At 46.9% G+C, this 25,760-nt stretch carries 34 protein-coding genes, 1 pseudogene and 1 riboswitch; of the genes and pseudogenes, 23 read left to right on the top strand and 12 right to left on the bottom strand.

Features of this window, described 5'->3' with window-relative positions; genetic code table 11:
• Positions 1–53: 53 nt before the first annotated feature.
• From Psch_RS12510 to Psch_RS12490, 5 genes are all read right to left on the bottom strand, one after another.
• A complete protein-coding gene (locus Psch_RS12510; RefSeq protein ID WP_243120657.1) occupies positions 54–656 on the bottom strand; it encodes an IS3 family transposase in 603 nt (200 codons plus the stop codon).
• Between the two features lie 46 nt (positions 657–702).
• Positions 703–1,059, bottom strand: a complete 357-nt coding sequence (locus tag Psch_RS12505) for a Mu transposase C-terminal domain-containing protein (protein WP_134219148.1) — start codon at positions 1,057–1,059, stop codon at positions 703–705.
• 96 nt (positions 1,060–1,155) lie between these two features.
• Complete coding sequence (locus tag Psch_RS12500; RefSeq protein WP_134219147.1) at positions 1,156–1,371, bottom strand: hypothetical protein; 216 nt, start codon at positions 1,369–1,371, stop codon at positions 1,156–1,158.
• A gap of 30 nt (positions 1,372–1,401) precedes the next feature.
• A complete protein-coding gene (locus Psch_RS12495) occupies positions 1,402–2,070 on the bottom strand; it encodes a hypothetical protein (protein ID WP_134219146.1) in 669 nt (222 codons plus the stop codon).
• Positions 2,071–2,304: 234 nt separating this feature from the next.
• On the bottom strand, positions 2,305–2,616 hold the full coding sequence (locus Psch_RS12490) for a hypothetical protein (protein ID WP_190240535.1): 312 nt from the start codon (positions 2,614–2,616) through the stop codon (positions 2,305–2,307).
• Positions 2,617–2,855: 239 nt separating this feature from the next.
• Between Psch_RS12490 and Psch_RS12485 the strand changes: the two genes are divergently transcribed.
• Complete coding sequence (locus tag Psch_RS12485; RefSeq protein WP_190240534.1) at positions 2,856–3,437, top strand: RNA polymerase sigma factor; 582 nt, start codon at positions 2,856–2,858, stop codon at positions 3,435–3,437.
• The gene (locus Psch_RS12480; RefSeq protein ID WP_134220445.1) at positions 3,412–4,146 is read left to right on the top strand and encodes a DUF4367 domain-containing protein; all 735 of its coding nucleotides are present in this window, start codon (positions 3,412–3,414) and stop codon (positions 4,144–4,146) included. Before Psch_RS12485 ends, Psch_RS12480 begins: the two co-directional genes overlap by 26 nt.
• A 101-nt stretch (positions 4,147–4,247) precedes the next feature.
• On the opposite strand, the gene Psch_RS21695 is transcribed toward Psch_RS12480, so the two are convergent.
• Positions 4,248–4,655: an aminotransferase class III-fold pyridoxal phosphate-dependent enzyme gene (locus tag Psch_RS21695; RefSeq protein ID WP_134220444.1), complete on the bottom strand. Its 408-nt coding sequence runs from the start codon at positions 4,653–4,655 to the stop codon at positions 4,248–4,250.
• 229 nt (positions 4,656–4,884) lie between these two features.
• Here Psch_RS21695 and Psch_RS12470 point away from each other — a divergent pair, with 229 nt between their 5' ends.
• From Psch_RS12470 to Psch_RS21180, 6 genes are all read left to right on the top strand, one after another.
• The gene (locus tag Psch_RS12470; RefSeq protein ID WP_134220458.1) at positions 4,885–5,280 is read left to right on the top strand and encodes a type II toxin-antitoxin system HicB family antitoxin; all 396 of its coding nucleotides are present in this window, start codon (positions 4,885–4,887) and stop codon (positions 5,278–5,280) included.
• 48 nt (positions 5,281–5,328) lie between these two features.
• A complete protein-coding gene (locus Psch_RS12465) occupies positions 5,329–6,009 on the top strand; it encodes a hypothetical protein (RefSeq protein ID WP_190240533.1) in 681 nt (226 codons plus the stop codon).
• 177 nt (positions 6,010–6,186) lie between these two features.
• Complete coding sequence (tnpA, locus tag Psch_RS12460) at positions 6,187–6,597, top strand: IS200/IS605 family transposase (RefSeq protein ID WP_190240532.1); 411 nt, start codon at positions 6,187–6,189, stop codon at positions 6,595–6,597.
• Entirely contained in the window at positions 6,588–7,058 is a 471-nt protein-coding gene (locus Psch_RS21190; protein ID WP_243124089.1) for a hypothetical protein, read from the top strand. Before tnpA ends, Psch_RS21190 begins: the two co-directional genes overlap by 10 nt.
• Before the next feature lie 62 nt (positions 7,059–7,120).
• Positions 7,121–7,456, top strand: a complete 336-nt coding sequence (locus Psch_RS21185) for a hypothetical protein (RefSeq protein WP_243124087.1) — start codon at positions 7,121–7,123, stop codon at positions 7,454–7,456.
• Positions 7,429–7,674 carry a zinc ribbon domain-containing protein gene (locus Psch_RS21180; RefSeq protein WP_345789082.1) on the top strand — a complete coding sequence of 82 codons (246 nt, stop codon included), beginning with the start codon at positions 7,429–7,431 and terminating at the stop codon, positions 7,672–7,674. The genes Psch_RS21185 and Psch_RS21180 overlap by 28 nt, the downstream gene beginning before the upstream one ends.
• A gap of 267 nt (positions 7,675–7,941) precedes the next feature.
• Here the strand turns inward: Psch_RS21180 and Psch_RS12450 are convergent, their stop codons facing one another.
• The gene (locus tag Psch_RS12450; protein ID WP_243124085.1) at positions 7,942–8,439 is read right to left on the bottom strand and encodes an aminotransferase class III-fold pyridoxal phosphate-dependent enzyme; all 498 of its coding nucleotides are present in this window, start codon (positions 8,437–8,439) and stop codon (positions 7,942–7,944) included.
• A 201-nt stretch (positions 8,440–8,640) separates the two neighbouring features.
• Positions 8,641–8,778: pseudogene (locus Psch_RS21175) on the bottom strand (reverse transcriptase domain-containing protein); the annotation flags it as partial.
• 170 nt (positions 8,779–8,948) lie between these two features.
• On the opposite strand from Psch_RS21175, the gene Psch_RS12445 reads away from it, so the two are divergent.
• Complete coding sequence (locus tag Psch_RS12445; protein ID WP_243120836.1) at positions 8,949–9,449, top strand: RNA polymerase sigma factor; 501 nt, start codon at positions 8,949–8,951, stop codon at positions 9,447–9,449.
• On the top strand, positions 9,442–10,461 hold the full coding sequence (locus Psch_RS12440) for a DUF4179 domain-containing protein (RefSeq protein ID WP_190240530.1): 1,020 nt from the start codon (positions 9,442–9,444) through the stop codon (positions 10,459–10,461). The genes Psch_RS12445 and Psch_RS12440 overlap by 8 nt, the downstream gene beginning before the upstream one ends.
• 1,074 nt (positions 10,462–11,535) lie before the next feature.
• Here Psch_RS12440 and Psch_RS12435 read toward each other — a convergent pair.
• Positions 11,536–12,954 (bottom strand): aspartate aminotransferase family protein, encoded by a 1,419-nt coding sequence (locus tag Psch_RS12435; protein WP_243124084.1) that lies wholly within the window; start codon positions 12,952–12,954, stop codon positions 11,536–11,538.
• Positions 12,955–13,149: 195 nt separating this feature from the next.
• Here Psch_RS12435 and ylxM point away from each other — a divergent pair, with 195 nt between their 5' ends.
• The 12 genes from ylxM to Psch_RS12375 all read left to right on the top strand — a co-directional run bounded on the left by ylxM (position 13,150) and on the right by Psch_RS12375 (position 21,092).
• Positions 13,150–13,512, top strand: a complete 363-nt coding sequence (gene ylxM / locus Psch_RS12430; protein ID WP_427910098.1) for a YlxM family DNA-binding protein — start codon at positions 13,150–13,152, stop codon at positions 13,510–13,512.
• A 33-nt stretch (positions 13,513–13,545) separates the two neighbouring features.
• On the top strand, positions 13,546–14,895 hold the full coding sequence (ffh, locus tag Psch_RS12425) for a signal recognition particle protein (RefSeq protein WP_190240529.1): 1,350 nt from the start codon (positions 13,546–13,548) through the stop codon (positions 14,893–14,895).
• Positions 14,896–14,921: 26 nt separating this feature from the next.
• On the top strand, positions 14,922–15,188 hold the full coding sequence (gene rpsP, locus Psch_RS12420) for a 30S ribosomal protein S16 (RefSeq protein WP_134218988.1): 267 nt from the start codon (positions 14,922–14,924) through the stop codon (positions 15,186–15,188).
• A 16-nt stretch (positions 15,189–15,204) separates the two neighbouring features.
• Positions 15,205–15,432: a KH domain-containing protein gene (locus tag Psch_RS12415; RefSeq protein WP_134218987.1), complete on the top strand. Its 228-nt coding sequence runs from the start codon at positions 15,205–15,207 to the stop codon at positions 15,430–15,432.
• 488 nt (positions 15,433–15,920) lie between these two features.
• A complete protein-coding gene (locus Psch_RS12410; protein ID WP_190240528.1) occupies positions 15,921–16,358 on the top strand; it encodes a YlqD family protein in 438 nt (145 codons plus the stop codon).
• Complete coding sequence (gene rimM / locus Psch_RS12405; protein ID WP_190240527.1) at positions 16,351–16,860, top strand: ribosome maturation factor RimM; 510 nt, start codon at positions 16,351–16,353, stop codon at positions 16,858–16,860. The genes Psch_RS12410 and rimM overlap by 8 nt, the downstream gene beginning before the upstream one ends.
• Complete coding sequence (trmD, locus tag Psch_RS12400) at positions 16,861–17,616, top strand: tRNA (guanosine(37)-N1)-methyltransferase TrmD (protein WP_190240526.1); 756 nt, start codon at positions 16,861–16,863, stop codon at positions 17,614–17,616.
• 190 nt (positions 17,617–17,806) lie between these two features.
• Positions 17,807–18,148: a 50S ribosomal protein L19 gene (gene rplS, locus Psch_RS12395; protein ID WP_134218984.1), complete on the top strand. Its 342-nt coding sequence runs from the start codon at positions 17,807–17,809 to the stop codon at positions 18,146–18,148.
• A gap of 101 nt (positions 18,149–18,249) precedes the next feature.
• Positions 18,250–18,801 (top strand): signal peptidase I, encoded by a 552-nt coding sequence (gene lepB, locus Psch_RS12390; protein WP_243124079.1) that lies wholly within the window; start codon positions 18,250–18,252, stop codon positions 18,799–18,801.
• A 20-nt stretch (positions 18,802–18,821) separates the two neighbouring features.
• Positions 18,822–19,670 carry a ribosome biogenesis GTPase YlqF gene (gene ylqF / locus Psch_RS12385; RefSeq protein ID WP_190240523.1) on the top strand — a complete coding sequence of 283 codons (849 nt, stop codon included), beginning with the start codon at positions 18,822–18,824 and terminating at the stop codon, positions 19,668–19,670.
• A 34-nt stretch (positions 19,671–19,704) separates the two neighbouring features.
• Positions 19,705–20,508: a ribonuclease HII gene (locus tag Psch_RS12380; RefSeq protein WP_345789081.1), complete on the top strand. Its 804-nt coding sequence runs from the start codon at positions 19,705–19,707 to the stop codon at positions 20,506–20,508.
• A 221-nt stretch (positions 20,509–20,729) separates the two neighbouring features.
• Entirely contained in the window at positions 20,730–21,092 is a 363-nt protein-coding gene (locus Psch_RS12375; RefSeq protein WP_134218981.1) for a YraN family protein, read from the top strand.
• A gap of 58 nt (positions 21,093–21,150) precedes the next feature.
• On the opposite strand, the gene ablB is transcribed toward Psch_RS12375, so the two are convergent.
• Complete coding sequence (ablB, locus tag Psch_RS12370; protein WP_134218980.1) at positions 21,151–22,041, bottom strand: putative beta-lysine N-acetyltransferase; 891 nt, start codon at positions 22,039–22,041, stop codon at positions 21,151–21,153.
• Complete coding sequence (gene kamA, locus Psch_RS12365; RefSeq protein ID WP_134218979.1) at positions 22,016–23,314, bottom strand: lysine 2,3-aminomutase; 1,299 nt, start codon at positions 23,312–23,314, stop codon at positions 22,016–22,018. The genes ablB and kamA overlap by 26 nt, the downstream gene beginning before the upstream one ends.
• A gap of 139 nt (positions 23,315–23,453) precedes the next feature.
• Positions 23,454–23,608: riboswitch (cyclic di-AMP (ydaO/yuaA leader) on the bottom strand.
• Between the two features lie 291 nt (positions 23,609–23,899).
• On the opposite strand from kamA, the gene Psch_RS12360 reads away from it, so the two are divergent.
• The gene (locus Psch_RS12360; RefSeq protein WP_134218978.1) at positions 23,900–24,991 is read left to right on the top strand and encodes a mechanosensitive ion channel family protein; all 1,092 of its coding nucleotides are present in this window, start codon (positions 23,900–23,902) and stop codon (positions 24,989–24,991) included.
• Positions 24,992–25,042: 51 nt separating this feature from the next.
• On the opposite strand, the gene Psch_RS12355 is transcribed toward Psch_RS12360, so the two are convergent.
• Positions 25,043–25,738, bottom strand: a complete 696-nt coding sequence (locus Psch_RS12355; protein WP_134218977.1) for a response regulator transcription factor — start codon at positions 25,736–25,738, stop codon at positions 25,043–25,045.
• Positions 25,739–25,760 lie beyond the last annotated feature (22 nt).

Below are 25,760 nucleotides of genomic sequence, written 5' to 3'. Positions count from 1 at the left end.
ACCCGCTAAATTGAACTGCTCCCTGTCAAGTAGACAATAAAAAACTAAAAGCACTAAGCAATATTAACGGCTTGGTTTCGAAACTCAATCGGAGCCAGGCCGTTTAGTTTTGCCTGGTACCGTTCATAGTTGTAAAAATGGATATATTCATCAATTGCTTTTTCAAGTTCATCGTATGTATGAAACTTTTTCAAGTAATACATTTCAGATTTCAGTGTGCCCCAAAATCCTTCCATAGGCCCGTTATCAATACATCGGCTAACTCGGGACATGCTTTGCGTACACCCTGCCCGATCAAGTTTTGCCCGAAAGGCGGTATTTGTATATTGGAAGCCGTGGTCACTGTGAAATAAGGGACTTGCTTCCGGGTTGTATTTAATGGCTAAATCAAAGGTTTTAAAAACCAAATTATTGTTATTGCAATGCCCAAGCACATAAGACACAATTGAGCGATCTCCCAAATCCAATATTGCACTAAGATAGGCCTTTTGCCCATTACCATATTTGAATTCAGTAACATCAGTAAGCCATTTTTCATTCATTTGTTTTGCTTCGAAATTAAGGTTAAGAACATTTTCTGCTGTTATCTGAGGTGTAGAAGGTATGTATGTCTTCTTTTTGCGGCGGATAACTGCCTGGAGATTTGCAGCTCTCATAAGTCTGTGGATGCGTTTGACGTTGTAATGCTTATTTTGCTGCCGGTTAAGAACGAACCAGGTTTAAGGGAACAGCATCAGCATAGCGCTTGTTGTCATACCAGACCTGGATAGCAGAGAGGTAGAAGGGGTCGTAGCGCAAGAGTACCGTCTGCCCAACCAACTCCAGGTCCACCTCGTAGATGTTGCCTGCCACTTTGATACAACCCATTTTATCCACCTTTCGTTTTTCTTCCCAGAGGAAGATGTCTATCAGTTGAGTTACGGAGATGCGGCGGGGTTCTCGTTTACTGGCGGCCAGCCGGGCCTTGGGGGTTTCACCCGTTCCACCATGTACCCACCAACGCCGGGTAAGACCCGATAAGCCGGGAAAGGTGGTACCGGATACCGATACAAGAAACATCCCTATTTGCCCTTCTGATAAAACAAGGGCTACTGCACTTCGAACACTCCGTTCATGTGCAACAGCCCTTTTAGAACCAAAGAACTTATTAGTGACCTATTTGAACTTATATTCTAAATAGGTGAGAAAAATGGCAATAGATATAGCTAGCCAAAATAAAAGATCGGAAAGCCAAACGGGCAGAGGCAGAAGATATGCTGCAATGATTAATATAAAGGCAACTTTGTTTAATAGTTTTTTTAGTTGAATTAAATTAGAATTGACCGATAGCCATTCCTGAATTTTTAATTTTATGTCATCTAAATTTAGCATTTGCCATTTTCCCCCTACTATTCTTACCAATTAAGACCAACTAAAAGAAGCTTCGCCATAACTGTTAAATTTACAAGAATTTGTATAAGTAACATCTTGCCAATATATGGTTCCGGGAATTCTCATTTCCATTTCAAAAACTACTTGAGCGCTAGGATTGTATGATTCACCCGTATCCCACGTTCCTTCTTCGTTTACAAATCTATAGTTCATTGTATCAAGATTTTCGACATGACCAGAGGCACCATAAATTTGGGTTGTCATTGAGTTTGGATTGTTAATCGTTGGATGTGTATATTTATAGACAGCTACCATGTAGCCGCCAGCACCGGGTACGCCACCCCAGAACAAACCGTAAGAATCTTCGATAGTATGCATAGTGGCACTTATTGTATATGTTCGTGTGCTTTCTATTGTTAAATTATCATTAACTTTTAATTTCCGGAATTCTTTTCTAACTTTGTCACCGTTACTCAAAGTATACTCTTCAGTATCTATTACTGGAGCTTTAGCCGCTTTATTCAGTGCTGAAATGCTCTTATCGCGGTCAGACAAGAATTCACTTATATGTTTAGCTGCATTCTTTTTCGCGGAGTCTTTCTCAGAAACTTCTGCAGAGTTGGCAAACGCCATTCCGGGTACGAGCAACCCAACAATAACAATCATAACCATTATAATACTTAGCTTACTAAATTTCATCCAATTTAACCTCCATTTATAATTAGAATTATTGGCTGGCTAGTTCTTACTAAATTTCTCTCCTTTCTTTCCTTCCCATGAGACGAAGACTATGCTATGATACAAACAGCTCTCGCTTTATACGGGAAGTTATTTGTTAAACCCTAGCGAATATGGTAGCCAACCAGATTCACTTCGCTAGGGTTTTCCCTTTTTTTCGAAATTCCTCAAGCTCCTGAAGGACCTTGCTGCTCACTAGTGCCTATTCATATTGCCTTTTGAATCGTCGTAATTGCAATTATCCCAGCTCTTTACCACCGTCCAACCGCTGCCGTTGTACTTTTCCAGATATACAGTAACCGCAATTTTTTCAACGTCGGTGTATGCACCGGTTTCTCCTTTAACGCTGATGGTGTTATTGGCATTAACAAACATTAAGCTTTGGGCTTTTGATAAATAATTAAATGCTTGTGGAGTAGCCCCTCCGTTTTTTGCCTCGGCAAGGCCGGACGTCAGCAAAAACAGCAACATTGAAACTGTGACCATAAGTTGACAGCGTCTTCTCATAAAAAGTCCTCCTTAGATTTGTTTCTATATAGTAGAGTTTTTATATTAAAAAAGGTTGCACATCAATAGCAATATTTTTTGAAAATCGATAGACGAGGTTCGACATTATTCACCAATATGCATCAATATGGACCTGAAACCGTGTGTAATATATTTTTATAAACATAAAGGTTTCTTCAAATGCTTGTCGTAATTTATAACTTATTACTTATTACCAGCTAATACGGGAGGCGAGTTGCTTGCGTTTTAAATTATTCGGTAAAAATGAGACTCGTCATGATATAGCGGAGTTTATTTATAAAAATTATTATAAAACCGCATACTATACAGCCTACAAATATTGCGATGATCATGCAATGGCCGAGGAGGCTGCCCAGGAAGCTATTTTTCAGGCTATCAAAAATTTTGACCAGCTAAAAGATTCGGGTAAGCTGGAGTCCTGGTTAAAGGCTATAGCAAGAAACAATGTATTAAAAATGCTCAAGAGCATGGCTAAAAGAGTGACTTATAATGTCATTGACTTTGAGGATATGCAAAATGAGCCGCTGACTATAGTCGAGAATGAGGAAATTATCAGAGAGGTACGACAAATCATAAGGAGCTTAGATGAACCTTCTTATGCTATAATTGTTTTATATTATTACAAAAGAATTAAAATAAAGGAAATATCATCCATATTGAATATTTCAGAAGGAACAATCAAGTCCGTTTTGCACCGGAGCAGGAACAAGGTTAAGAAAGAATTAATTAAGAGGGGATTTATTGAAGGGTTGGAGGAAAGAGGTGTAGATATCGATGAACCCCAAAAACAAAATAGATAATCTTATAGCGCGGGCGGCAGCGGCGAACATTAACGAGGGACTTTCAAAAGAAATCAATCTGGATGAAGAATGGGTTAAGTTTAAAAGAAAATATTTTCCGCAAAAAAATTATTTTTATTTGCAAAAAAGCGTTGCTATAATGATTCCCATTCTATTCGGTGTCGGGATCTTATTAAGTTTATTGTTTCCTGTGCAGGCTAAAGCGATAAGTTCAAAGTCTTTGGCGTTCTTCAAATCATTTATCGTTGGAAAAGTTCAGACTGTGGGTATCGATTATGCGAATCAAAGTTCCGCCGATGACAGCATAAATAGCTTAAGCCCGGAAATTATGGAAAAGATTCAATCCGTACCTTTTAAGATTCTTTTGCCCATTGACTATCTGGACGAATATCAAATAAGTTCCTTTACAGCGGACAAACTTGGTGACTCTACTGACGTTGCAATAAAATTAGCCGCAAGCGATAACCGTAAGGTTACCGTTCAACAGACCAACATCACCCAGGGTTTCAGCCAGGGCCTTTCTTTTGACAATGAGGATGCGGTTTTAAAGAAAATCAGGATTAATGGACAGGAAGCAACGCTAATTATTTACAAAGAGCAGTTTGTTTCACTGACCTGGATCGACGGGGATGTTTTTGTTTCTATGGACGGCAATATCGGCGAAGATGAAATGCTCCAACTGGGTAGCAGTATGCGCAGGATTCCTTAGGATTGCTTTTGTTTTTAGAAGAAACAGGGTTATACTGGTTGACCAGGCTGATAAGATTCACTCAACCTGGTCTTTTTTGAAGGAGAAATAGCATGCATCCTTTATTTTTTAATCAATGACTTCAGCATGGTCTTCGCGCCGGAGGCGGCCATGCTGAAAAACCCCTTGTTGGCAGCCAGGACCTTATCCAGGGCCTGCAGCAGGGTGTCAAGCTGTTTCAGGGCACCTTCGACCGCCTCGGCGCCGCTGTTGCCGAAGAAAGAGCGGCGCAGGTCACCGGGGGCGGCCAAAGCCAGATTTTTGGCCAGGGCCGCCGACAAGGTAGAGGCCTGGAGCAGGTTGGGCACTCCCTTGACCTGGTTGACGGCGTCGATAATTCTCGGAGGGAAGAGAAGAAGATTTCTCGCCATAGTAAAAGCAGAGACAAAAAGGGAAGCCCGGAAAATCGTTAAGGTCGAACTGACAGAACAAGAGCATGACAAGGATGGGTATAAAATTGACAGTGCCATGGTCTATGGCTTACCTCTTTATACCAGAGACCCAGATGAATTTCGATATGTAGCGCATGATAATTTAATTAAAATGTAGACAACCCGGCAAAGGCTCCAGTCATTACATTTACCACCACCCGGAACTTCCAGATTTACTTTCAATCCCTAAAGCCAGGCCCATCAAGGCTATATATGTTAAGCAAGCTATAGCGGCAATTGAAAGACTAAGAGAAAGAAGTGAGCATGAATGAAAAACTTAAATTACTATCTCAACCTGAACTATGAAATTAAAATGAGAAAACTTACTAATGAAGAAGGAGGCGGGTGGTTTGCTGAAATCCCTCTCCTTGCCGGATGTATGTCTGATGGAGATACCCCTGAAAAAGCCATTATAAACATAAATGATGCTAAAAAGTGCTGGATTGAGACCAGCTTGGAAATGGGGCGAGCTATACCCGAACCAACAGCTGATGACTTTTCGGGCCAATTAAGGGTTCGTATGCCCAAGTCCCTCCACCGGCCACTTGTCGAAAAAGCCAAAGAAGAAAACGTCAGCCTCAATCAATATATTAACTACCAGCTTGCTCGCGGGGTCGGACATCCGCTCAACGCTGTCAAAAGTAAAAATAATATAAGATCATAAAAAAACACGTTTCTTTATTATTTTAATATTAAAGAAGAAGGCATTCTTATGTTAAAGAAAAATAAGTATTTTGTCGTTGGGATTATTTTAATAATTAGTTTAGTGATAATAGCAGTAGCGACCAGTGGTACCAATAATAGCACCAGTAAATGGAAAAATTTTGGTTTGTCCTATCAGAAGGTTTATAACGATGTTGACAAGAACAAAGTCATTGCTAAGCTTGATGGAGAGGCAATAACAAAGCAAGAATTCGATGGAACAAAGGTATTTTTGACAGCGTTGTATGACAGGGAGCCATCTTCCCAGGAAGTAATGGAAAAAGTGCTTAATGAAAAAGTTATTTTGATTGAAGCTAAAAAGCGGAATTTATATCCTGATCGTGCCGAAACGTTAGAGTATATGACAAGAATAAGAAATGATAAAGAAGAAGCAATAAATGAAGGAATAGAAATAGATGAAGAATCAGCAAAAAGCTGGGAAGAAACCCTAGAAGGACAAGGACTGACAGAAGAAGAGTATTGGAAGAGTGAAGATACCATAAAAGGATATCAAGCTGCTTTAGCTACCGCCCGCGTCAGAAGTAAATTAGTTCAGGAATGGGGGTTTTCAGGAAAAGAGATGTCAACGCCGGCAGGCGCTGCTAAATTTGAGGAAAAATTAAATAACATGATAGATGAACAAAAAAATAAACTTAAGTTAGAATATATAGAACCAATTATTTCAAATTAGGTATTAAATATGGTTATGCAAAGTTAACTTCATAAGTCCTTTAAAATTCGTAATAATTATTCAGTTTACAGAAACGTAGCCGAAAGCCCACGGTTTTAATCGTGGTATGAAGGCGGCTCCCGATTTGCCCCCCCTCGTTCTGTTGCAGTAGTATTAATTAAGTGATACAATATAATTATGGGACAAGAGTATAGAAGAACACAAACCACAGTATCTCTAATCAACTATCATTTTGTTTTCTGTCCACGGTATAGGCGAAAGGTGTTAGTCAAAGAGGTTGAACAGAGGTTCCGGAAACTTCTTCAAGAGATATGCCGGGAACACGAACTCATCATTGTGGCGCTTGAAGTAATGCCGGACCATGTGCACCTATTCGTAAACGCCTTACCGACTATTAGACCCTCAGAGATTATGGCAAAAGTGAAAGGAGTGACTTCAAGAAGATTGCGGCAAGAATTTAAACACTTGCAGCATTTGCCCAGTCTATGGACACGCTCATTTTTCTGTTCTACGGCAGGAAATGTATCCAGCGATACGATCCAACGGTATTGCAGAACAAAAGACAAGGGGGTGACAAATTGCAAATAACTGTAAAAGTCAAGCTGCAGCCCACAAAAGAACAGTTTAAATTGCTAATGGTAACAACCAAAAACTATATCTATTTGGTCAATCAAATCGTATCAGACTATGCTGTGGCGGATAGAAACCTTAAATACTCAAGCAAAGACGTGATCGCAGACCTTCCCAGCGCTGTTAAAAATCAAGCTATTCGAGACGCCAAGAGTGTTTTTGTGAAATATAAGAAGGCAGTCCGGGCTAACGCCAGACTAAAACCCGATGAGCAAAGAGAAGTCAAGCTCCCTGTTCTCAAAAAGCCTGTGGCTATTTGGAACAATCAAAACTATTCTTTAAAAGAAGATGTGCTCTCGTTTCCAGTGTTTGTCGAAGGAAAATCAAAACGTATGGAGATGAAAGCTATCTTAACCGGCTACCAGAAAAATCTATTGAATAACAAACCAGGCAGCCTGCGCATCACGGCAAGTACATAGCTCAAATTGCCGTACAGGTGGCAGAAAATACGGCCGCTGGCAGTCAAATTATGGGGGTGGATTTGGGCCTGAAAGTTCCCGCTGTCGCTGTCCTGGAGGATGGCAAAACGAGATTCTTTGGCAATGGTAGACAAAACAAGTTTATCAAACGCAAACACCGGTCAGTACGCCGTAAACTTGGCAAATTAAAGAAACTCAAGGCGATCAAGAAACTGCATGATAAAGAGCAGCGCTGGATGACAGATCAAGACCATAAAATAAGCCGGCAGATAGTTCGTTTTGCTCAAGAAAACAATGTAACGACGATCCGCTTGGAACAACTTTCCGGCATACGCCAGAGGCAAGAACAAGCCGTAAAAACGAAAAGAATTTGCATACCTGGAGCTTTTATCGATTAGCTCAATATGTAGAGTACAAAGCAGTTTTGGCTGGAATTAAGGTTGAGTACGTTAACCCAAAACACACCAGCCAGAAATGCCCTGCATGTGGAGAACTCAATAAAGCTATTGATAGAAAATACAAATGCGGTTGCGGATATAAAACACATCGCGACAGGTTAGGCGCGATTAATATCATTTCTGCAACTGTGGCAGATGGTAACAGTCTGTCAGCCTAGTCTGCTATATGCACTGGACTAGGACGGGCTGATGGCACAGCCTGCGAACTTGGGGTCATACTCCGATAGCAGAAATGCACTTCGGTTTAATCACCCAAGAATCCCATGGCTTCAGCCGTGCGGAGTGTCAATTTGCATTATCAAACTTTTTAGTGGTTTTTATTTGGTTTGCTTTTGTTTTTGGAAGAAACAGGGTTATACCGGTTGACCAGGCTGATAAGATTCACTCAGCCTGGTCTTTTTTGAAGGAGAAATAGCATGCGTCCTTTATTTTTTAATCAATGACTTCAGCATGGTCTTCGCGCCGGAGGCGGCCATGCTGAAAAACCCCTTGTTGGCAGCCAGGACCTTATCCAGGGCCTGCAGCAGGGTGTCAAGCTGTTCGCGGGTGACACCCAGAGGCGGCTCCAGGCGGATTACGTTGGGATTGTTCAGAGTATAGGCGGTGATGATGTGGTACTTGTTCATCAGTTCGCCCGCCACTAGGGTGCCCAGATATTCCTCGGAAAGTATGCTGGCCAGTCCAAAGGTGGCTTTGCCGGCAAGGCTCCCCGGCTGGTTGAATTCAATCCCCACCATCAGGCCGCGCCCTCTGACATCTTTTAAAAGCGGGTATTTTTCCTGCAGCTTGCGAAGTTCCTGCAGCAGGTAGGCGCCGTTTACACGTGCTTTTTCCGGCAGGTTTTCCTCGAATATTACTTCCAGGGCTGCGATACCCTGGGGTGTCAGGGGGACCGGGTTATCGACAACATTGTTTTGAAGCATATCTGGCCCCTGGTTGGCCATGGAATATCCTACTAGACGACGAAACTGAGAAAATCTTGTCTGAATGGGTTAAAAACTCTGGTCACATTGCAAAGATTAAACATTCCCGGACGTAATTCTGGGTAGAGTTCAATCTATGGCTCTATGTTTTAAGTAGCCATCATATCCCAAAACCTTTTTGAGGAGAGTGCAGTATGAATAAACCGTGGGTATCCCCAGTTTCCTGGTTTTCCCGTTTTCTTTGGGTATTTCTACCCGGCGTACGGGTTTTGGCCGGTATTTGCCGTCTTGGAGGGATTGCACGAGTTCCTTCCGGTTTCTTTTCAGGAAGGGTAGAAGGAGTTCTGGTAATATTTTTGATAAAAGACAGAAGGCAGTAAACGGTTGCGATTAACCGATAGTAAAATAATCTTTCAAAGTTAAGAAAATGGCTAAAATTTTATAAACATAAAACATTTTGACGTTCTCAATCGTGTTATTATTGAGCAAGCAATTTGGGAGGTGGGGCAGTGAGCATTTCTTTATTGCGTACGGATGAAGAAATGGAAGATATCTATAACAGATATGTCGATACCATCTATCGGATTGCTCTAATGCTGCTGAAGAATGTCTCAGAAGCGGAAGACGCCACACAGACTGTTTTCATCAAGCTGATGACATCGGGCTCTCAATTTGAGAGCGAGGAACACATGAAAGCATGGCTTATCGTAACTGCGCAAAACACCTGTAAGGATATGCTCAAAGGTTGGTGGCGCTCCAAGCGGGTAGATTCCGAATGTATTACCGAGCAAATTTATTCGCCAGACACTTTACATAGCGACATCTGGAGCAAAATCGCGGCTCTGGAGGACAAATACAAATTGCCTGTATATCTTCATTATTATGAGGGGTATAAGACGGAAGAAATCGCCGGAATGTTGAAAATCAACCACGCTACCCTACGAACCCGCTTGCGAACAGCGAAGAAAAAACTAAAACTTTTGCTTGAGGAGGATATTGAAGATGAATAAGAATGATTTGGTCGATTGCTTTAAAGAAATCACTCCCAGCCCTACGCAAAAGCAAAAGATGCTGAAAATAATTCTGGACAGCAGAAAAGGAGGAACAGTACCTTTGAAACGAACAACAAAAAGATTATCCTTAACAGCCGCAGTCGTTGCGATTTGTATTCTCACCACGACAACCGCGCTTGCTATAAGCCTTGGTTGGAACGAGAAATTGATAGAGTATCTCAAACCGAGTGAAGAACAAATGGAAACGCTCAGCGGCGCAGTAAATATACCCGAAGCTACAGTTACTCAGAACGGCGTCACCATAACGGTAAAGCAGACGCTTGCAGACAGCTTTGGTGTCTACGTGTTATATGAAATGACCGTTCCCGAAGATATTGAGTTGAACGACGATATCCAATGGAAACATGGTTTCCTAAAGGTACCTAAGAAAACGGATGAGGCTACTGTCGGCGGTGTTTATGGTGCGGACACTTTGGAGCAAACCGGAAATAAAAGAACCGTACTGTATCACTTGCAGGCCACAGCACCGTTGGAAAACGGAGAAATTGAACTTAATTTTGGAGATTTGGGTTATTATAAGGTCACCGGAGACCCGAAAGGGCCTACGCCACCAGATATAGAATTTGTACCGCTTGTGGAAGGCGAATGGGACCTGAAATGGGAATTCAGCTACGTTGATACCAGCAAAACAGTTGAAGCAAACAAGCCTTTGAGCATCAATGGAAGCGAAGACACTATTTCCAAGGTTGTAATCTCACCGATGTCGGTATGTGCGTTTGTCAAAGGCGATGATATTCTGATGAGTGGTGTCCGACCTACCGTAAATTTCAAAGATGGCAGCCAGATTGCTTATGATGTAAATAGTAAAAACAAGTCGTTTGGTTACTATCTTATCGATGAAGCCAACCTGATTTACCAAAATCAACTGTATTACCGCTTTGAGAATATTATCAACGTAGATGACGTTGAAAGTATAACAGTCGGTGATGTGACGATTCCTATTGAATAGGCAGGCATTGGGACGCACAAACTCATTTTCAAAGTACATCTTAATCTTAAAAGCGGAGGATAAGGAATTTACCTTATCCTCCGCTTTGAGACGTTGAATTCGAATATGCAGCGATTCGAAACAATCATATGTCAAATTCCGTATGAAATGCTGAAAAGTACGGACAATTCCGTACTTTTCAGGCAAATTGTGGTGTAGGCGGGGGGAATCCTGAATTGGGCACGTACGGATCTATGAGGGGCTCAGCTCGTGAGGGCTGGGTCTACTCGACCGCCTGTAGCCTATGCGACGTATTGCTATGTCCTCTTCCACATCCTGAATGCCGTAGAAGCTATTTCTACGGTGAGCCGGGGCTGGCCCCGTTTGATTAATAATTCTTGCTACGACCAGTTTAATCTATGGCTATCAGAAGGGCCTTAAGCATATTGACGAAGAGGCTGTAAGGCAGGCTGCTGTTGAATTGGGTATGTAATCATTTTCTACCTTGGGCTGGTTATTAATCGGCCTTTTTCTTTTAACTCATACATTATAGAAATAAATAGTGCTGCAGAAAATTACTGCAGCACTACTCTAGTTGATTCTTATTTCTTTAGCAAATAATATTTTCTATCTGTATGCTAGACTAAATAGAATATCACCCGAATCAGCATCAATAACAACATTATATTCATGGAATATTGGAGCTTGCATCCCTTCAGGTGCTTTGCCAGCTCTAGTTATTCCTTTAAAACTTACGATATAGCACGGAGCTTTTTCCAAAAAACCATCTTTTGATAGATATTTGTTGTTATTCTTTGTATCATCACTAAAAGCATTAAAGGCAGTGTTTGTAAGTTGATAGAATTATTCTGCCAAACCATAGGCCATGCACATGTCATATGTCCAGACGATATGACACCGTATGCTGCTGTATATATGTCAGCTTTTACACCGGTTATGTTGCCTGATGATGGGATCCATTTTCCTCCAACATATACATTGGCTGATGCTAAAGCAGGCAAGCAAAGGGTTATTAACATAATTAGCATTAAAAAGAAGCCTGGTCTTTTTTGAAGGAGAAATAGCATGCATCCTTTATTTTTTAATCAATGACTTCAGCATGGTCTTCGCGCCTGAGGCGGCCATGCTGAAAAAACCCTTGTTGGCAGCCAGGACCTTATCCAGGGCCTGCAGCAGGGTGTCAAGCTGTTCGCGGGTGACACCCAGAGGCGGCTCGAGGCGGATTACGTTGGGATTGTTCAGGGTATAGGCGGTGATGATGTGGTACTTGTTCATCAGTTCGCCCGCTACCAGGGTGCCCAGGTATTCCTCGGAAAGCTTGCTGGCCAGTCCGAAGGTGGCTTTGCCGGCCAGGCTCCCCGGCTGGTTGAATTCAATGCCCGCCATCAGGCCGCGCCCTCTGACATCTTTTAAAAGCGGGTATTTTTCCTGCAGCTTGCAAAGTTCCTGCAGCAGGTAGGCGCCGTTTACACGTGCTTTTTCCGGCAGGTTTTCCTCGTATATTACTTCCAGGGCTGCGATACCCGCGGCGGCCGCCCAGGTGTTGCCCCCGAAAGTGGAGGTGTGCAGCAGGGCTTTTTCCATGCTGCCGTAAGCCTTCTTCCAGATTTCATCGGTAGTGATGTAGGCGCCTATAGGCATGATGCCGCCTCCAAGTGATTTAGCCATGCACATAATATCAGGGGCGACACCTTCGTGTTGGCAGGCAAACATCTCGCCGGTACGGCCAAAGCCGGTCTGGATCTCATCAAAAATCAACAGCGTCCCGTATCTGGAGCAGATCTGCCTGACACCGGAGAGGTAGCCTGCCTGCGGTATGATGATCCCGCCCTCTCCCTGGATCGGCTCTACAATAAAGGCAGCGCAGCTTTGGTCGCGCAGCTGTTTCTCCAGCGCATCGAGGTCACCGAAAGGGACACTGTGGCAGTCAGGCACGAGAGGCTGAAAGGTCTTCTGGTATTTTTCACGGCCGGTAACCGACAGCGCGCCCAAAGATTTACCGTGGAAAGAGCCTTCACAGTAAACAAAAGCTGTCCGGCCGGTGGCGGCGCGCGCCAGTTTAAGGGCTCCTTCGACCGCCTCGGCGCCGCTGTTGCCGAAGAAAGAGCGGCGCAGGTCACCGGGGGCGGCCAAAGCCAGGTTTTTGGCCAGGGCCGCCGGCAAGGTGCCGAGGGAGGCTTGGAGCAGGTTGGGCACTTCCTTGACCTGGTTGACGGCGTCGATAATTTTCGGGTGGTTGTGGCCCAGGTTGAGCGCCCCGTAGGCGCCTAGAAAATCAAGGTAGCGGTTGCCTTTGTTGTCCCAGACGTAAATGCCCTCGGCTCTGGTGAAATGCTTATCAAAACCTATAAGACCCATCATCATGACCAGGCTGCTGTTCAGGTAATTTTTGTGGTTCTCCACAACCTGCTCCCGGCTTTGTTTTATAGCTTCGGTCAGGGACAGGAACCCGGCCGGCCTGGAAGCGCTGCGCTGCAATTGTTTAGCCTGCAATGCTGTCACCCCTTTATATAATTATGATTAAAGTCATACGCGCCTGATGTGCACGTAACTGTGCACTATATTATTTTCTATGTCAGGGCAAAATACCCTCCTTATAGGTAAAAAAATGGAATACAACTTGACATTTGACAGCTATTTTTGTAGAATCTATCTGTGTAAAGGTGAAATCCTTTATAGGCTGGCGGGGTGAGTAAACTGCTGGAAAAAGTAGCCTGGATTAACCTGCTCAACGATTTTTACGGCCAACTGCTGACCCGGCGCCAGCAGGACTTTATGGAGCTGTATTACGGCCAGAACCTGTCCCTGGGAGAGATCGCCGGCGAGTTCAAGGTCACGCGCCAGGCCGTGCACGATACCCTGAAAAGGGCCGAGCAGCTACTAAACGAGTACGAGAGCAAACTCGGTCTGGTGGAGAAGTTCAACAACGAAAGAAATAAGTTGGCTGCCGCCGCGCTCCTTCTGGACGAGTACAGTTCGGCCTGCAAGGACGACAGGGTGCTGCGGGCCAGGCAAATTCTAACGGAAATCCTGGATATGGTCAATAAATAAACATTATCGGTGGAAGGGAGGATTCCAACGCTTATGTTTGCCAATCTGGCCGAAAGGCTGCAGGATACCTTTAAAAAGCTCCGAGGCAAAGGACGGCTAACCGAGTCGGACGTGACCGAGGCCTTGCGTGAGGTGCGTTTGGCGCTATTGGAAGCGGACGTCAACTTCAAGGTGGTCAAAGATTTCATTGCCAAAATTAAAGAGCGGGTGGTGGGCCAGGAGCTTCTGGCCAGCCTCAATCCCGCCCAACATGTTATAAAAATTGTACATGATGAACTCAGCTTGCTGATGGGTGGTTCCAATAGTAAAATCAACCTTGCCCCCAAACCCCCTACCGTGGTGATGATGGTCGGCTTGAACGGCGCCGGCAAAACCACCACCTCCGCCAAGCTGGCCAACCTCCTGCGCAAACAGGGGAGAAGGCCGCTTCTGGTCGCAGCCGACGTGTACCGTCCGGCTGCCGTTAAACAGCTGCAGGTCCTTGGCGGGCAGTTGAATATACCTGTATTTACCTTGAACGACAGTAAAGCTCCCGTCGCCATCGGGCGGGCTGCCGCGGACAGCGCTGTGCAAAACGGCCAGGACCTGGTCATTATCGACACCGCCGGCCGCCAGGAAGTAAATGAGGAGCTCATGGCTGAACTTGTCAACATGAACGAGGCTATCGCCCCCCACGAAATCCTCCTGGTGATCGACGCCATGACCGGCCAGGCGGCGGTCAATGTGGCAGAGGCCTTCAACAGCCGCCTTGACCTGGACGGAGTAGTCCTGACCAAGCTGGACGGCGACACCAGGGGCGGCGCCGCGCTTTCAGTGCGCGCGGTTACCGGGAAGCCGATAAAGTTTGCCGGTGTGGGCGAGAAGCTCGACGCACTGGAACCTTTTTATCCCGACCGGATGGCAGAGCGGATCCTGGGTATGGGGGATATGCTCACCCTGATTGAAAAGGCCCAGGAGAACTTCGATGCTGAACAGATGGTCCAGATGCAGAAAAAAATTCGCTCACTGGAGTTCACCCTGGATGACTTTCTGGATCAGCTTTCTCAGGTGAAAAAACTGGGGCCGCTGGAGCAGATCCTGGGGATGATTCCCGGCCTGGGCGGTGCAAAGAAGTTAAAGGACCTGCAGGTCGATGAAAAAGAACTGGTCTATGTGGAAGCCATCATCCACTCCATGACTGCGGATGAGCGGCGTGAGCCGGAAAGAGTATTAAACGGCAGCCGCAAAAAACGGATTGCCAGGGGCAGCGGCACTTCTGTGCAGGAGGTAAACAGGCTCTTGAAACAATTTGACCAGACCAAAAAGATGATGAAACAATTTATGGACATGGAAAAAAATTTAAAGAAGGGCGGCAAAATGTCCAAATTGCCTTTCTTTAGCTAGGGATATAATAAAAGGAGGTGAAGTTCGTGGCAGTTAGAATCCGCTTGAGAAGGATGGGAGCGAAGAAGGCTCCGTTTTACCGTATAGTTGTAGCTGATTCTCGTTCCCCCAGAGATGGCAGATTTATTGAAGAAATTGGATATTATGATCCCCTGAAGGACCCGGTGGTGATTAATATCAATGAGGAGAAAGCCCTGGACTGGCTGAAAAAAGGAGCGCAACTTTCCGAGACAGCCAAGGCCCTATTTAACAAGGCAGGCGTTTTGAAAAAAACAGTCGAAGAGGGTCAGTAGATAGGGAGGCTCAAAGATGAAAGAACTTGTTGAAATTTTGGCCAAAGCCCTCGTTGACCAGCCGGACAAAGTAGTTGTTGATTTGGTGGAAAAAGACAAGTCTATTGTCATTGAACTCAGGGTTGCCCAGGAAGACATGGGCAAAGTGATCGGTAAGCAGGGCCGCATCGCCAAAGCCATCAGAATGGTGGTAAAGGCCGCGGCAGCCAGGCAGAACAAAAAAGTTATCGTGGAAATCGTCTAGGGGTAAAATACACCCCTAGACGTTCCCTTAAGCGCCTTGCAAGACTTTGCGTTTTTGTGCTAATTCCTGTGAAACATCTAATGCTTTTTGAAACATAGTTATTAGGCGCAATAGTAAAGGCCATAACTGGTTCTCGAAAAGCCTTGGGGGTAGTGGGCTTGGGGTTATCCTCCGCTCTCTTTGCAATTCTCCATTTGTGCAACAAGAGCGTCATGCCGACCGCATCTACTGACAGCCCTCCGGTAGCTACGCGCTATTTAAGCTTTGACTTTCAGCAACGCACGCGCTAAGGAACGCACCCAGGTGCTCCGCTCGCTCCGGATAACCCCAAGCCCGCAAGTCAAGCCTTTTCGAACAATATTCTTGAGATAGGTGAGGCATATGACGGGACATATGTTTGTCACTCCTCAGTGATATTGAATTGGTTCATTCGCACATTGACCCCATAGGAATGCAGTATATACCCACGTCCCAATCCGGAGGTTTTCATGGAAGCTATTCACCTGATCCGGCCGGTGCTGGTCAAGGTAAAAGTTACAGACGCCTATAAGAAGGCGGCGGCAGCTGAAGTGCAGGAAGCGCTGCGGCGGGTTGAACTGGAGCTGCAGAGCCTTGATTTTCAGGAAAGGCGGCTGGTTCCCGAACTGGAAAAGAAAAACCCCCAGGGGTTTGCCGTCGCCCGGCAGCGCCTGGATCAGGAGCGCAGCCTGCGCAAAGAAAAACACCGGCAGCTGCTCGACCAGCTCAAAGGGATAGGACAACTGGCCGAAGGCACGGAGGTACTGTTCAGCAAAATGGAAAGCCCGGTTGAGCTAAAACTTGGGGATGATTGGAATAAAGTACTGGGTGTGGAGATTATTGTTCAGGACGGTACCGTCATTGAAATAAGGCAGGGGGGGATCGGAAAGGACCACGGCCATGAGTGATGAATTCATCCGGATTGGAAAAATACTTAAGAGTCAGGGACACCGGGGAGCTGTCAGGGTATTGCCGCTGACCGATTTTCCCGAACGCTTTCAAGGTATGAAGCGAGTCAGGGTTAAGCTCCGGGACGGCGGCGCGGACTACACCATTGAGGAAATAAAACCGCACGGCAAATTCCTGACCATCAAGTTTAAAGAAATCACAGACATGGATGCCGCCGATAAGCTCAGGGACTGTTACCTTGAGGTCACCCGCCAGGAACTGGTACCGCTTCAGGAAGGCAGTTATTACATATTTGATATTGTCGGTATGAGTGTATTTGATCTTGATCAAACACTTCTGGGAAAAGTAACGGATGTGCTCCAGACCGGAGCCAACGATGTTTACGTGGTGGAAACCGCAGGTAAACCCCTCCTGATTCCTGCGCTCAAGCAGGTTGTCCGGGAGATTGATCTGCCGGGGCGAAGGATGCTGGTTGAACTGCCGGAAGGGCTGGCTGATTAAATGAGATTTGATATCCTCACCCTTTTCCCGGAGATGTTCACGGGACCCTTGACCTCCAGCATTTTAAAAAGGGCCCGGGAACGCGGCGCCATCGAGGTCAACCTGGTTAATATTCGCGATTATTCAACCAACAAACACCACACTGTGGACGACACCCCTTACGGGGGCGGCGCGGGGATGGTCATGGGGCCGGAGGCGCTGACCAATGCGATCGAAAACGTCGTGGGCCGGTACGGTCAGTCTTCCCATCGCGTGCTCCTGATGTGTCCCCAGGGCAGACCTTTTAGTCAGGCCCTGGCTATGGACCTGGCAGGCGAGAAAAACCTGCTGTTGATTTGCGGCCACTACGAGGGGATAGACGAGCGGGTGCGGGAGACAATGGTAACGGACGAAATCTCAATCGGGGACTACGTCCTGACCGGCGGAGAACTACCGGCGGCAGTGGTGGTGGACGCGGTGGCGCGCCTGCTGCCGGGCGTGTTGGGAGAGGCGGCTTCATTTGAAGAGGAATCTTTTCAGACCAGCCTGCTGGAGTATCCCCACTATACCAGGCCCAGGGAATACCGCGGGCAAATGGTACCGGAGGTCCTCCTAAGCGGTCACCATGAGGAAATCAGGAAGTGGCGAAGGCGGCACTCACTGCTGCGCACCCTGGCCCGCCGGCCGGATCTGCTGGAGCAGGCGGAATTGACCCGGGAGGATAAAGCCATCCTCAGAGAGGTGCTGCAAGACCTTGCAAGTCTTGATCTGGATTAAACCAGCCAGGGTTTACTGGGGTATGTTTTCCAGGAAAATTCTTGCCGCGCCACACTGTTTATGCTATAATAACGTTTGTTGAGCAAACGCGGGCTGTTAGTGTGCTCGGGTATCCTATTTTTTTGCAAAAGATCTCAAGCTTAATTTGACATTATGTACTTAAGATCTAGAGGGAAGGAGGGACTTCTTGATGAACCTCATCCAATCGCTTGAACAGGAACAGCTTAAAAAGGATATAGTAAAGTTCAATCCCGGTGACACGGTCCGGATACATGTTAAGGTTGTTGAAGGCGGCCGCGAGAGAATTCAGGTCTTTGAAGGCGTTGTAATCAGGCGCAGGGGCGGCGGCATCGGCGAAACTTTTACAGTTCGCAGGGTTTCCTACGGGGTAGGGGTGGAAAGAACATTTCCCCTGCACACACCAAAAATTGAACGCATTGAGGTAGTAAGGAGAGGCCGGGTTCGCCGGGCCAGGTTGTACTACCTGCGCGGACTGCGCGGCAAGGCTGCCCGTATTCAAGATAAGCGGTAGATGGAAAGGGACTGGACATGGCGCAGTCCCTTTTTCGTTTTTTAGCGCTGAAGGGCAAAAAAAGAGTTGGTAATGCCGGGAAGAAACAGGGGGGAAGCGCGGTGGAGGATAAAAGCATAGAAGAGTTGCCGGAAAAACCGAAAAACAGCTCCTTCTTCAGGGAGATTACTGAGTCCATCGTTATCGCGGTGGTTCTGGCCGTATTGATCAGGCTGTTTATCCTGGAACCTTTCTACATACCATCCGGTTCGATGGAGCCTACTTTAAAGGAAGGCGACCGGATTATCGTGAGCAAATTGAATTACCATTTCCAGGACCCTGCCCGGGGGGATGTTGTCGTCTTCAAATACCCGCTTGATCAGAAACGTAATTTTGTCAAAAGGCTGATCGCCACAGGCGGTGAGACGGTAGCTCTAAAAAGCAGCCGCCTTTATATAAACGGGCAGGCGGTACCGGAAGATTACCTGCCGGCGGGTCTGCGCTTTAATGACTACGGGCCAAGAGAGGTACCCCAGGGCAGCTACCTGATGTTGGGTGACAACCGCAATAACAGTGATGACAGCAGGGTTTGGGGGTTCCTGCCCAGGGACCTCATGATTGGCAAGGCGGTCCTGATTTACTGGCCGCTGGACAGGATCCGCATTATAAACTAGTCTATTTGAAACGGTGACCTATGGACATACAGTGGTACCCGGGCCATATGGCCAAGGCCAGGCGGCTGGTCAAGGAATATTTGAAGCTGGTCGATGTTGTTATCGAGGTGCTGGACGCCAGGATACCCTCCAGCAGCCGCAATCCCGATATAGATGAGCTGGCGGGGCAAAAACCCCGCCTGGTGATATTCAATAAATCAGACCTGGCAGACCCGGAACAGACCAGGCTTTGGAAGGCTGTTTTGGCTAAAGCCGGTTTTCCCTCCATTGCCGTTGATTCCATCAGCGGGAGTGGGGCTAGAGATGTTTCCGGGCAGGTCAACAAGCTGGCGGCTCCCAAAATACAAGCGCTGGTATCGAACGGCAGGCGGCCGAGGGCGCCGCGTTGCATGGTGCTGGGCATCCCCAATGTCGGGAAGTCCTTTTTTATCAACAAGCTGGTAGGTCAGCGCGCCGTCAGGACCGGTGACAAGCCCGGGGTTACCCGCGGCCAGCAGTGGGTTAGGGTGGCCGGCAACATTGATCTGCTTGATACCCCGGGTATTCTGTGGCCGAAGCTGGAGGACCAGGAAGCGGCTTACCGCCTGGCCGTGACCGGGGCGATCAAGGACGAAGTCTATGACCTTTATGGGACAGCGGGCAAGCTTTTAAAGTGGTTGGCTGACAATTACCCTGAAGCGATACGGGAGCGGTACCAGATTGCGGACTTGACGGCTGAGCCGGAACAATTGCTGGAGGCTGTCGGGGTGCGCAGGGGTTTTTACATATCCGGCGGGGCCGTCGACTCGTTAAAGTCGGCCCGTATCGTTATTAAAGAATTCCGGGAGGGCAAACTGGGGCGATACACCCTGGACAGACCGCCCGTTTGAACCTCATTAATCTCATGAAAGGCCGGGGGTTTTATTGATTCTTACGGGCTTGTCCTTGGCGCAAATAAAAGAGCTTCTCAAGAGCCCCCGTGCGGATCTGGAAGAGATCCTTGCCGCTATGGCAGAAGACCCGAGGGCAGGGGTGCGTAATCTGTACAGCCGGTGGAAGCGGGCTGAAAATATCAAGGAGACCGAGCATAAGCGCCTGGCCGGGATGTTTCTGTACGAGGAGGATTTGTGGGCCAAAGGCCACTCGGCCATAGCAGGTGTGGACGAGGCGGGGCGGGGGCCCCTGGCCGGGCCGGTAGTGGCGGCAGCCGTTATTTTACCGGGTGTAATCCATCTAAAGGATTTAAACGATTCCAAAAAGCTTACTGCCGCCAAGAGGGAAACTCTGGCCCGGCAGATTAAAGAGGCTGCCCTGGCCTGGGCTACCGGCCTGTCTACGGTTGAAGAAATTTATCAGGAGAATATCCACCAGGCCGGACTCACCGCCATGCGGCGCGCCGTGCTGGGACTAAAAGATAAGCCCGTCTTTGTACTGGTTGACGGTTTTAAAATTTCCGGACTCAACCTGCCCCAGATGCCGCTCGTTGGCGGGGACGGCCTCAGCGCCTCTATTGCGGCGGCTTCAATCCTGGCCAAGGTGGAAAGAGACCGGATCATGGATTCTTACGACCAGCTCTATCCCCAATACGGGTTCAATCGCCATAAAGGCTACGCCACACCGGAACACCTGAGCGCTCTGAAACTCTACGGACCCTGCCCGATCCACCGGGCCGGCTTCCAGCCTGTCAAGGATATGACGGAACAGGCGGATGGGGGCTTGTTCGGATAAGTTGCAGATACGACTGTGAAAACAACAAAATGCCACTTTGCTTTGAACATGGAAATAACACTTCGGGTGGGTCTGGAAATGTAGGTGCAAACCTTGCCTCTGCGTCAGCGACATGGGGAACTATTCTATGCCCATCTGGGCGTGAGCGTTTGTGCGAATGAATTATCGCGGGAAATTATGTTGTTTTTCAGCTATGATGTTAGAGTTTGCAGGTGATGCGAATGACAATCCGGCGAAAGCTGCTGGGGCGGCAGGGTGAAGACGCTGCAACCCAGTACCTGGAAAATAATAACTACCAGGTGTTATGCAGGAACTATAGCTGCAGGCTCGGAGAGATCGACATCGTGGCATGCGAGCGGGATGTCATCGTCTTTGTTGAGGTTCGATCACGCAGTTCCAACGATTACGGCTTGCCTCAGGAATCGGTTACCAGCCGGAAAAAGATGAAGCTCAGGCAGCTGGCCTGGCATTATCTCAAATCGGTGGGTAAGACCAACGCAAGCTGCAGGTTTGATGTCATAGCGGTCCTGTTTGACGGGGAGGGCCGGGTAAAAAAACTGGAACATATTGAGAACGCTTTTTAGCTTGCCATAAACAAAAGGCTCGCCGATGCCGGCGAGTCTTTTTTGGGCGTCAGGACTTTCATAGTAATTTAGCCCATACGTTCATGTCTTCAAATCCCACACCAATATTACAATTTTTGATTAATACTCCATAATAACCATATCCGGCGTTGACGAACACACTATTCATACCAATTGAACTACTACGGGCGATGGTGTACAGACACCGGAACCGTTCACCCTTCAGCCGGGTTTCCATTTGTTCCAGGAGAAAACTGGCCAGCCCGTGCCCTCTCCACTGGGGGAGCGTGGCAAAGTCAGTCATCTCCGCGTTTTGCTGGGGGCGGTTTATCTCTGCCGAGGAGGCAGCTATCAGCTCTCTGTTGTGCCAGGCTGTTATATAGTAAGTACTGTCTTGAGCGATGGTCGATTTGAGGTAATCGGGATCAAAAACCGGAAATGGATAAGTAGTAAAAACCTTTCTGTATAACCGGGCCAGGGCTGGGCAATGCTCCTTTTCACCCCACTTAAACGTTATCCCGTCAGGAATTATACGTTTTACTGTTCCGTCCTTGAACTTGGATACCAATTGATCGACCAATTCCTTGCCTCTGGCGTGTGAAGGTGTTTGTCGCTGGTTGCTTAGGTACAGGGCAAAGACGAGGGCTGTCTCCTTGCCCTTATAATAACCGGGAATAGCTGCCTCCAACTTCATCCCGGCGCCTGCAAAAGCGTTCATATAACCGGTTTTGGATTTAAGCCAGATCTTGTCGAGGCCGTTTTCTAAAGCCTTTCCCGCAAGGAGTTCAACCATTTCTCCTGCAGCATGGTCCCGTGTAAGGTTGAATTCATAGACAGTAATTCGCCGGTTATAGGGTGAAACCAGAATACGGCAGTCAAAAGCATTGCCCTCTATGATTTCCCAGCGATCCAAGTAAATATCTTCATTTTTTTTGATTTCGATAGACATGAGCTTCTCCTTTACGAGCGGTATAGCGAGCTTTGCGCCGGTTTCCTTCTGGCACCAGGCTGACAGTCAGGTTGGATGGGTCAAACAGCTTTTGCAGGCCGACCGGTTCATGCCTGATAATGTGTTCCTTACACAAGGAGCAGGTGGGGGAGCAACCGGAACCAGGGTTTTGGGGTTCCTCGTAGACACATATGACGCCCTCGTAGTTGCGCAATACAGTTTTGGTGTTGGTCATTGACAGCTGGTAATTAGGCAGGACCGGGATTTTGCCGCCTCCTCCCGGCGCGTCCACAACGTAAGTGGGTACGGCAAAACCGGAAGTATGGCCGATTAGCGCTTCCATGATTTCTATCCCTTTGGCTACAGGAGTACGGAAATGTTCGATGCCCCGGGATAAGTCGCACTGATAAAGATAATATGGACGAACACGGTTTTTCACCAGGAGGTGCGACAGTTTCTTGATAATCACCGGGCAGTCGTTGACGCCTCTCAACAGGACCGTCTGGTTGCCCAAGGGAATTCCGGCATCGGCCAGCCTGGCCAGGGCCTGGACAGCTTCAGGCGTGAATTCACGCGGGTGGTTGAAATGAGTATTGATCCAGACAGGATGATATTTCTTGAGCATCCTGACCAGCTCGTCAGTAATCCTTTGCGGCATGACCACCGGGGTACGGGTCCCAATGCGAATTACCTGTACATGTGGAATTTCCTTCACCTTGCGGATGATTCGTTCCAAATGGTTGGTGGAAAGTATAAAAGGATCTCCTCCCGACAGCAGGACATCACGTATTTCCGGGTGGGCTTTAATGTATTCAACGCCAAGGTCAATATCCTTTTCCGTTGTGCACCTGTTGTTGTCGCCCACTTTGCGCTTGCGGGTACAGTGCCGGCAGTACATGGAACACTCGTTGGTGACAAGCAGGAGCACCCGGTCGGGGTAGCGGTGGGTCAGGCCGGGTACGGGAGAATCTGCGTCCTCATGTAAAGGATCGTCCATATCGCCGCGTCCCTCTATAAGTTCCTGGGGATTTGGTATGCACTGCATACGAATGGGACACCTGGGGTCATCCTTGTTGATCAACGATGCATAATAGGGGGTGATGGACATAGGGAAGACATCGCAGGCCATCTGGATATCCCGTATCTTCTCATTATTGAAGTCGATATATTCGGCCAGTTCTTCCACCGACTGGAGCCTGTGCTTCATTTGCCATCGCCAATCCATCCAGTCTACAGTGTTTCTGGATTGTAGGGATAAGATTTTTGCATTCATAGGTTAAATACCTCCTGTCAATTTTTCTCCCCCGGCTAAACAGCATTAGGGTAACAATGGGGTTAAGGAAGAATAAAAAGGAAGTATATTGAAAATAAAATGGCCGGAAGAAAGATCCGGCCAAAAAAATATACAGCCCAATTCTTCCCTTGTACGCCTACGAGGTTAGCTGACGGATGCGGACTAAGGGTAGCCCTACCATTTGAGATGTGAAATGTACACGTCTCAAACAGATTAACCCCAAAAATTGGTTCCCCCGCTCTTCCTTTTGGGAAGACTCGGCGCTGATAGAATGGTCTTTGATATTCAATATGTCTTGATGTAATTTTAGTTATAAATATTTCTTATGTCAAATGAGATATATGGTAGCATATGGCAGTATACCGGAGTTATGGCATTGTAAACGGATACATGCACTTTTTATGCCTGAGTTTTAAAAATTTAGCCTTGCAGGGTTGTTTAATTACTGCTGAAGGAAATGCTGAGCCATATGGGAAATCGGAAATTTTTGTGATATAATATCCGACAATAGTCTTGTTTTATTGCGAGGTGGCTACAATTATCGATAAGCAGCTGGAGTTATATATGGACTGGATTAAGGATCTGTTTATCCCCGATCAGATGCAAATTTTCTTATACGACCTGGTATTATCCGTTTTAGTATTAGTTTTTACGTACATCCTTATCAAGGTGCTTTACCGCTTCTCGAACCGGGTATTGAGAGAAAGCGGGCAGGGCGATAGCGAGCAGGCAGAGAAGGGGGTTATTTCTGACGAAGCTATACGTTCGGCGCGTATTTTACTGCAGACAATAATCCTCTATGGGGGTTATTTTATAGCGGCTATAGTGATCCTGGAAATTTTCAATGTGAAGCTCATTTCACCGGACGATTTAAAAACGCTGGGCGCCAAAGTGTTAAAAATCATCGGGATCCTGGTTGGAGCGAAGCTGGCCATTAATTTCGGCCAGTTGGTTGTGAAGCAGGTTTTTGATAATCACGAAACGACCGGCCGCCGGGCGCAAACCCTGGAAATACTGCTGCGTAGCGCCATCACTTACCTCGTTTTCTTCATGGCCTGCCTGATGATCCTGCAAATTTTCAACGTTAACACCAGCGCCATCCTGGCCAGCGCCGGTATCCTTGGCCTGGCGGTAGGTTTCGGCGCGCAAAACCTGGTCAAGGATGTCATCAGCGGGTTCTTTATATTATTTGAAGACCAGTTTAGTGTGGGCGACTTTGTGCAAATAGACGCGGTAACCGGCACCGTGGAGGAAATAGGGCTGCGCACCTGTAAGATCCGCCAGTGGACCGGTGAGCTTAGCATCATCCCCAACGGGGGGATTACCCAGGTGACCAACTACAACCGGGGACCCATGCTGGCCCAGGTAACGGTGGGTATCGCCTACGAAGAAGATATCGACCAGGCCATCAAGGTATTGAAAGATGAGTGTGAAGCAGCCTGCCGGGAAATCGAAGCCATTATTGATGTGCCCCAGGTGCAGGGCGTTATTGAACTGGGGCTTTCATCGGTAGATATTCGCGCCGTGGCGCCTACTTTGCCGGGTGAACACTGGGCTGTAGAAAGAGAGCTGCGCAAGCGCTTTAAGTACGCGCTGGACCGGGCCGGTATCGAAATCCCCTATCCCAAGCAGGTCATTTACCAGAATAAAGAATAAGATACCGGGTACCTAATTTTAACTTATTGATAGGTCATTGCTTAATCGAAATCAGGAAATATTAAAACGATATCCTGTACCCCATATGGTTTCAATATAATCCGGATTAGATGTATCTTCTTCTATTTTTTCACGGATTCTCCGGATGTGAACGGCTACTGTCGCAATCTCTCCCACATTATCCACACCCCAGATCTTTTCAAAAATATGTTCTTTACTGAACACCCGATCAGGGTTCTCAGCCAAGAAGACCAACAGATCAAATTCTTTGGCGGTAAATGGAATTTCCTGGCCATTCAGGTGAACACGCCGGGAGCTTTTATTGATTACCAGTCCTTTAATTTTTATTTCTTCGGGGCGATTGACAACTTTTTGATCAACAAGGCGATTATAGCGGGCAAGATGGGATTTAATTCTTGCAACCAGTTCGGCAGGACTGAAAGGTTTAGTCATGTAATCATCAGCTCCTAGCCCCAATCCTCTGATTTTATCAATATCTTCTTTTTTGGCAGAGACAATAATGATAGGTACATTACTCCTATTGCGTATTGTCCTGCAGATTTCAAAACCGTCTATTTCAGGCAGCATGACATCTAATATGATAATCGCGTAGTTTCCTTGCAAAGCACGCTGCAGTCCTGTTCTTCCGTTTAGTTCAATATCCGTTTCAAATCCGTCTATTTCCAGATAGTCTCTTTCCAGTTCCGCAATACATTGGTCGTCTTCAATAATCAATACCTTTTTCATTCTTCTAACCTCCTCTTTGATG

Source organism: Pelotomaculum schinkii (assembly GCF_004369205.1).
GTDB lineage: Bacteria > Bacillota > Desulfotomaculia > Desulfotomaculales > Pelotomaculaceae > Pelotomaculum_C > Pelotomaculum_C schinkii.
This window is presented reverse-complemented; position numbering and strand designations above follow the sequence as displayed.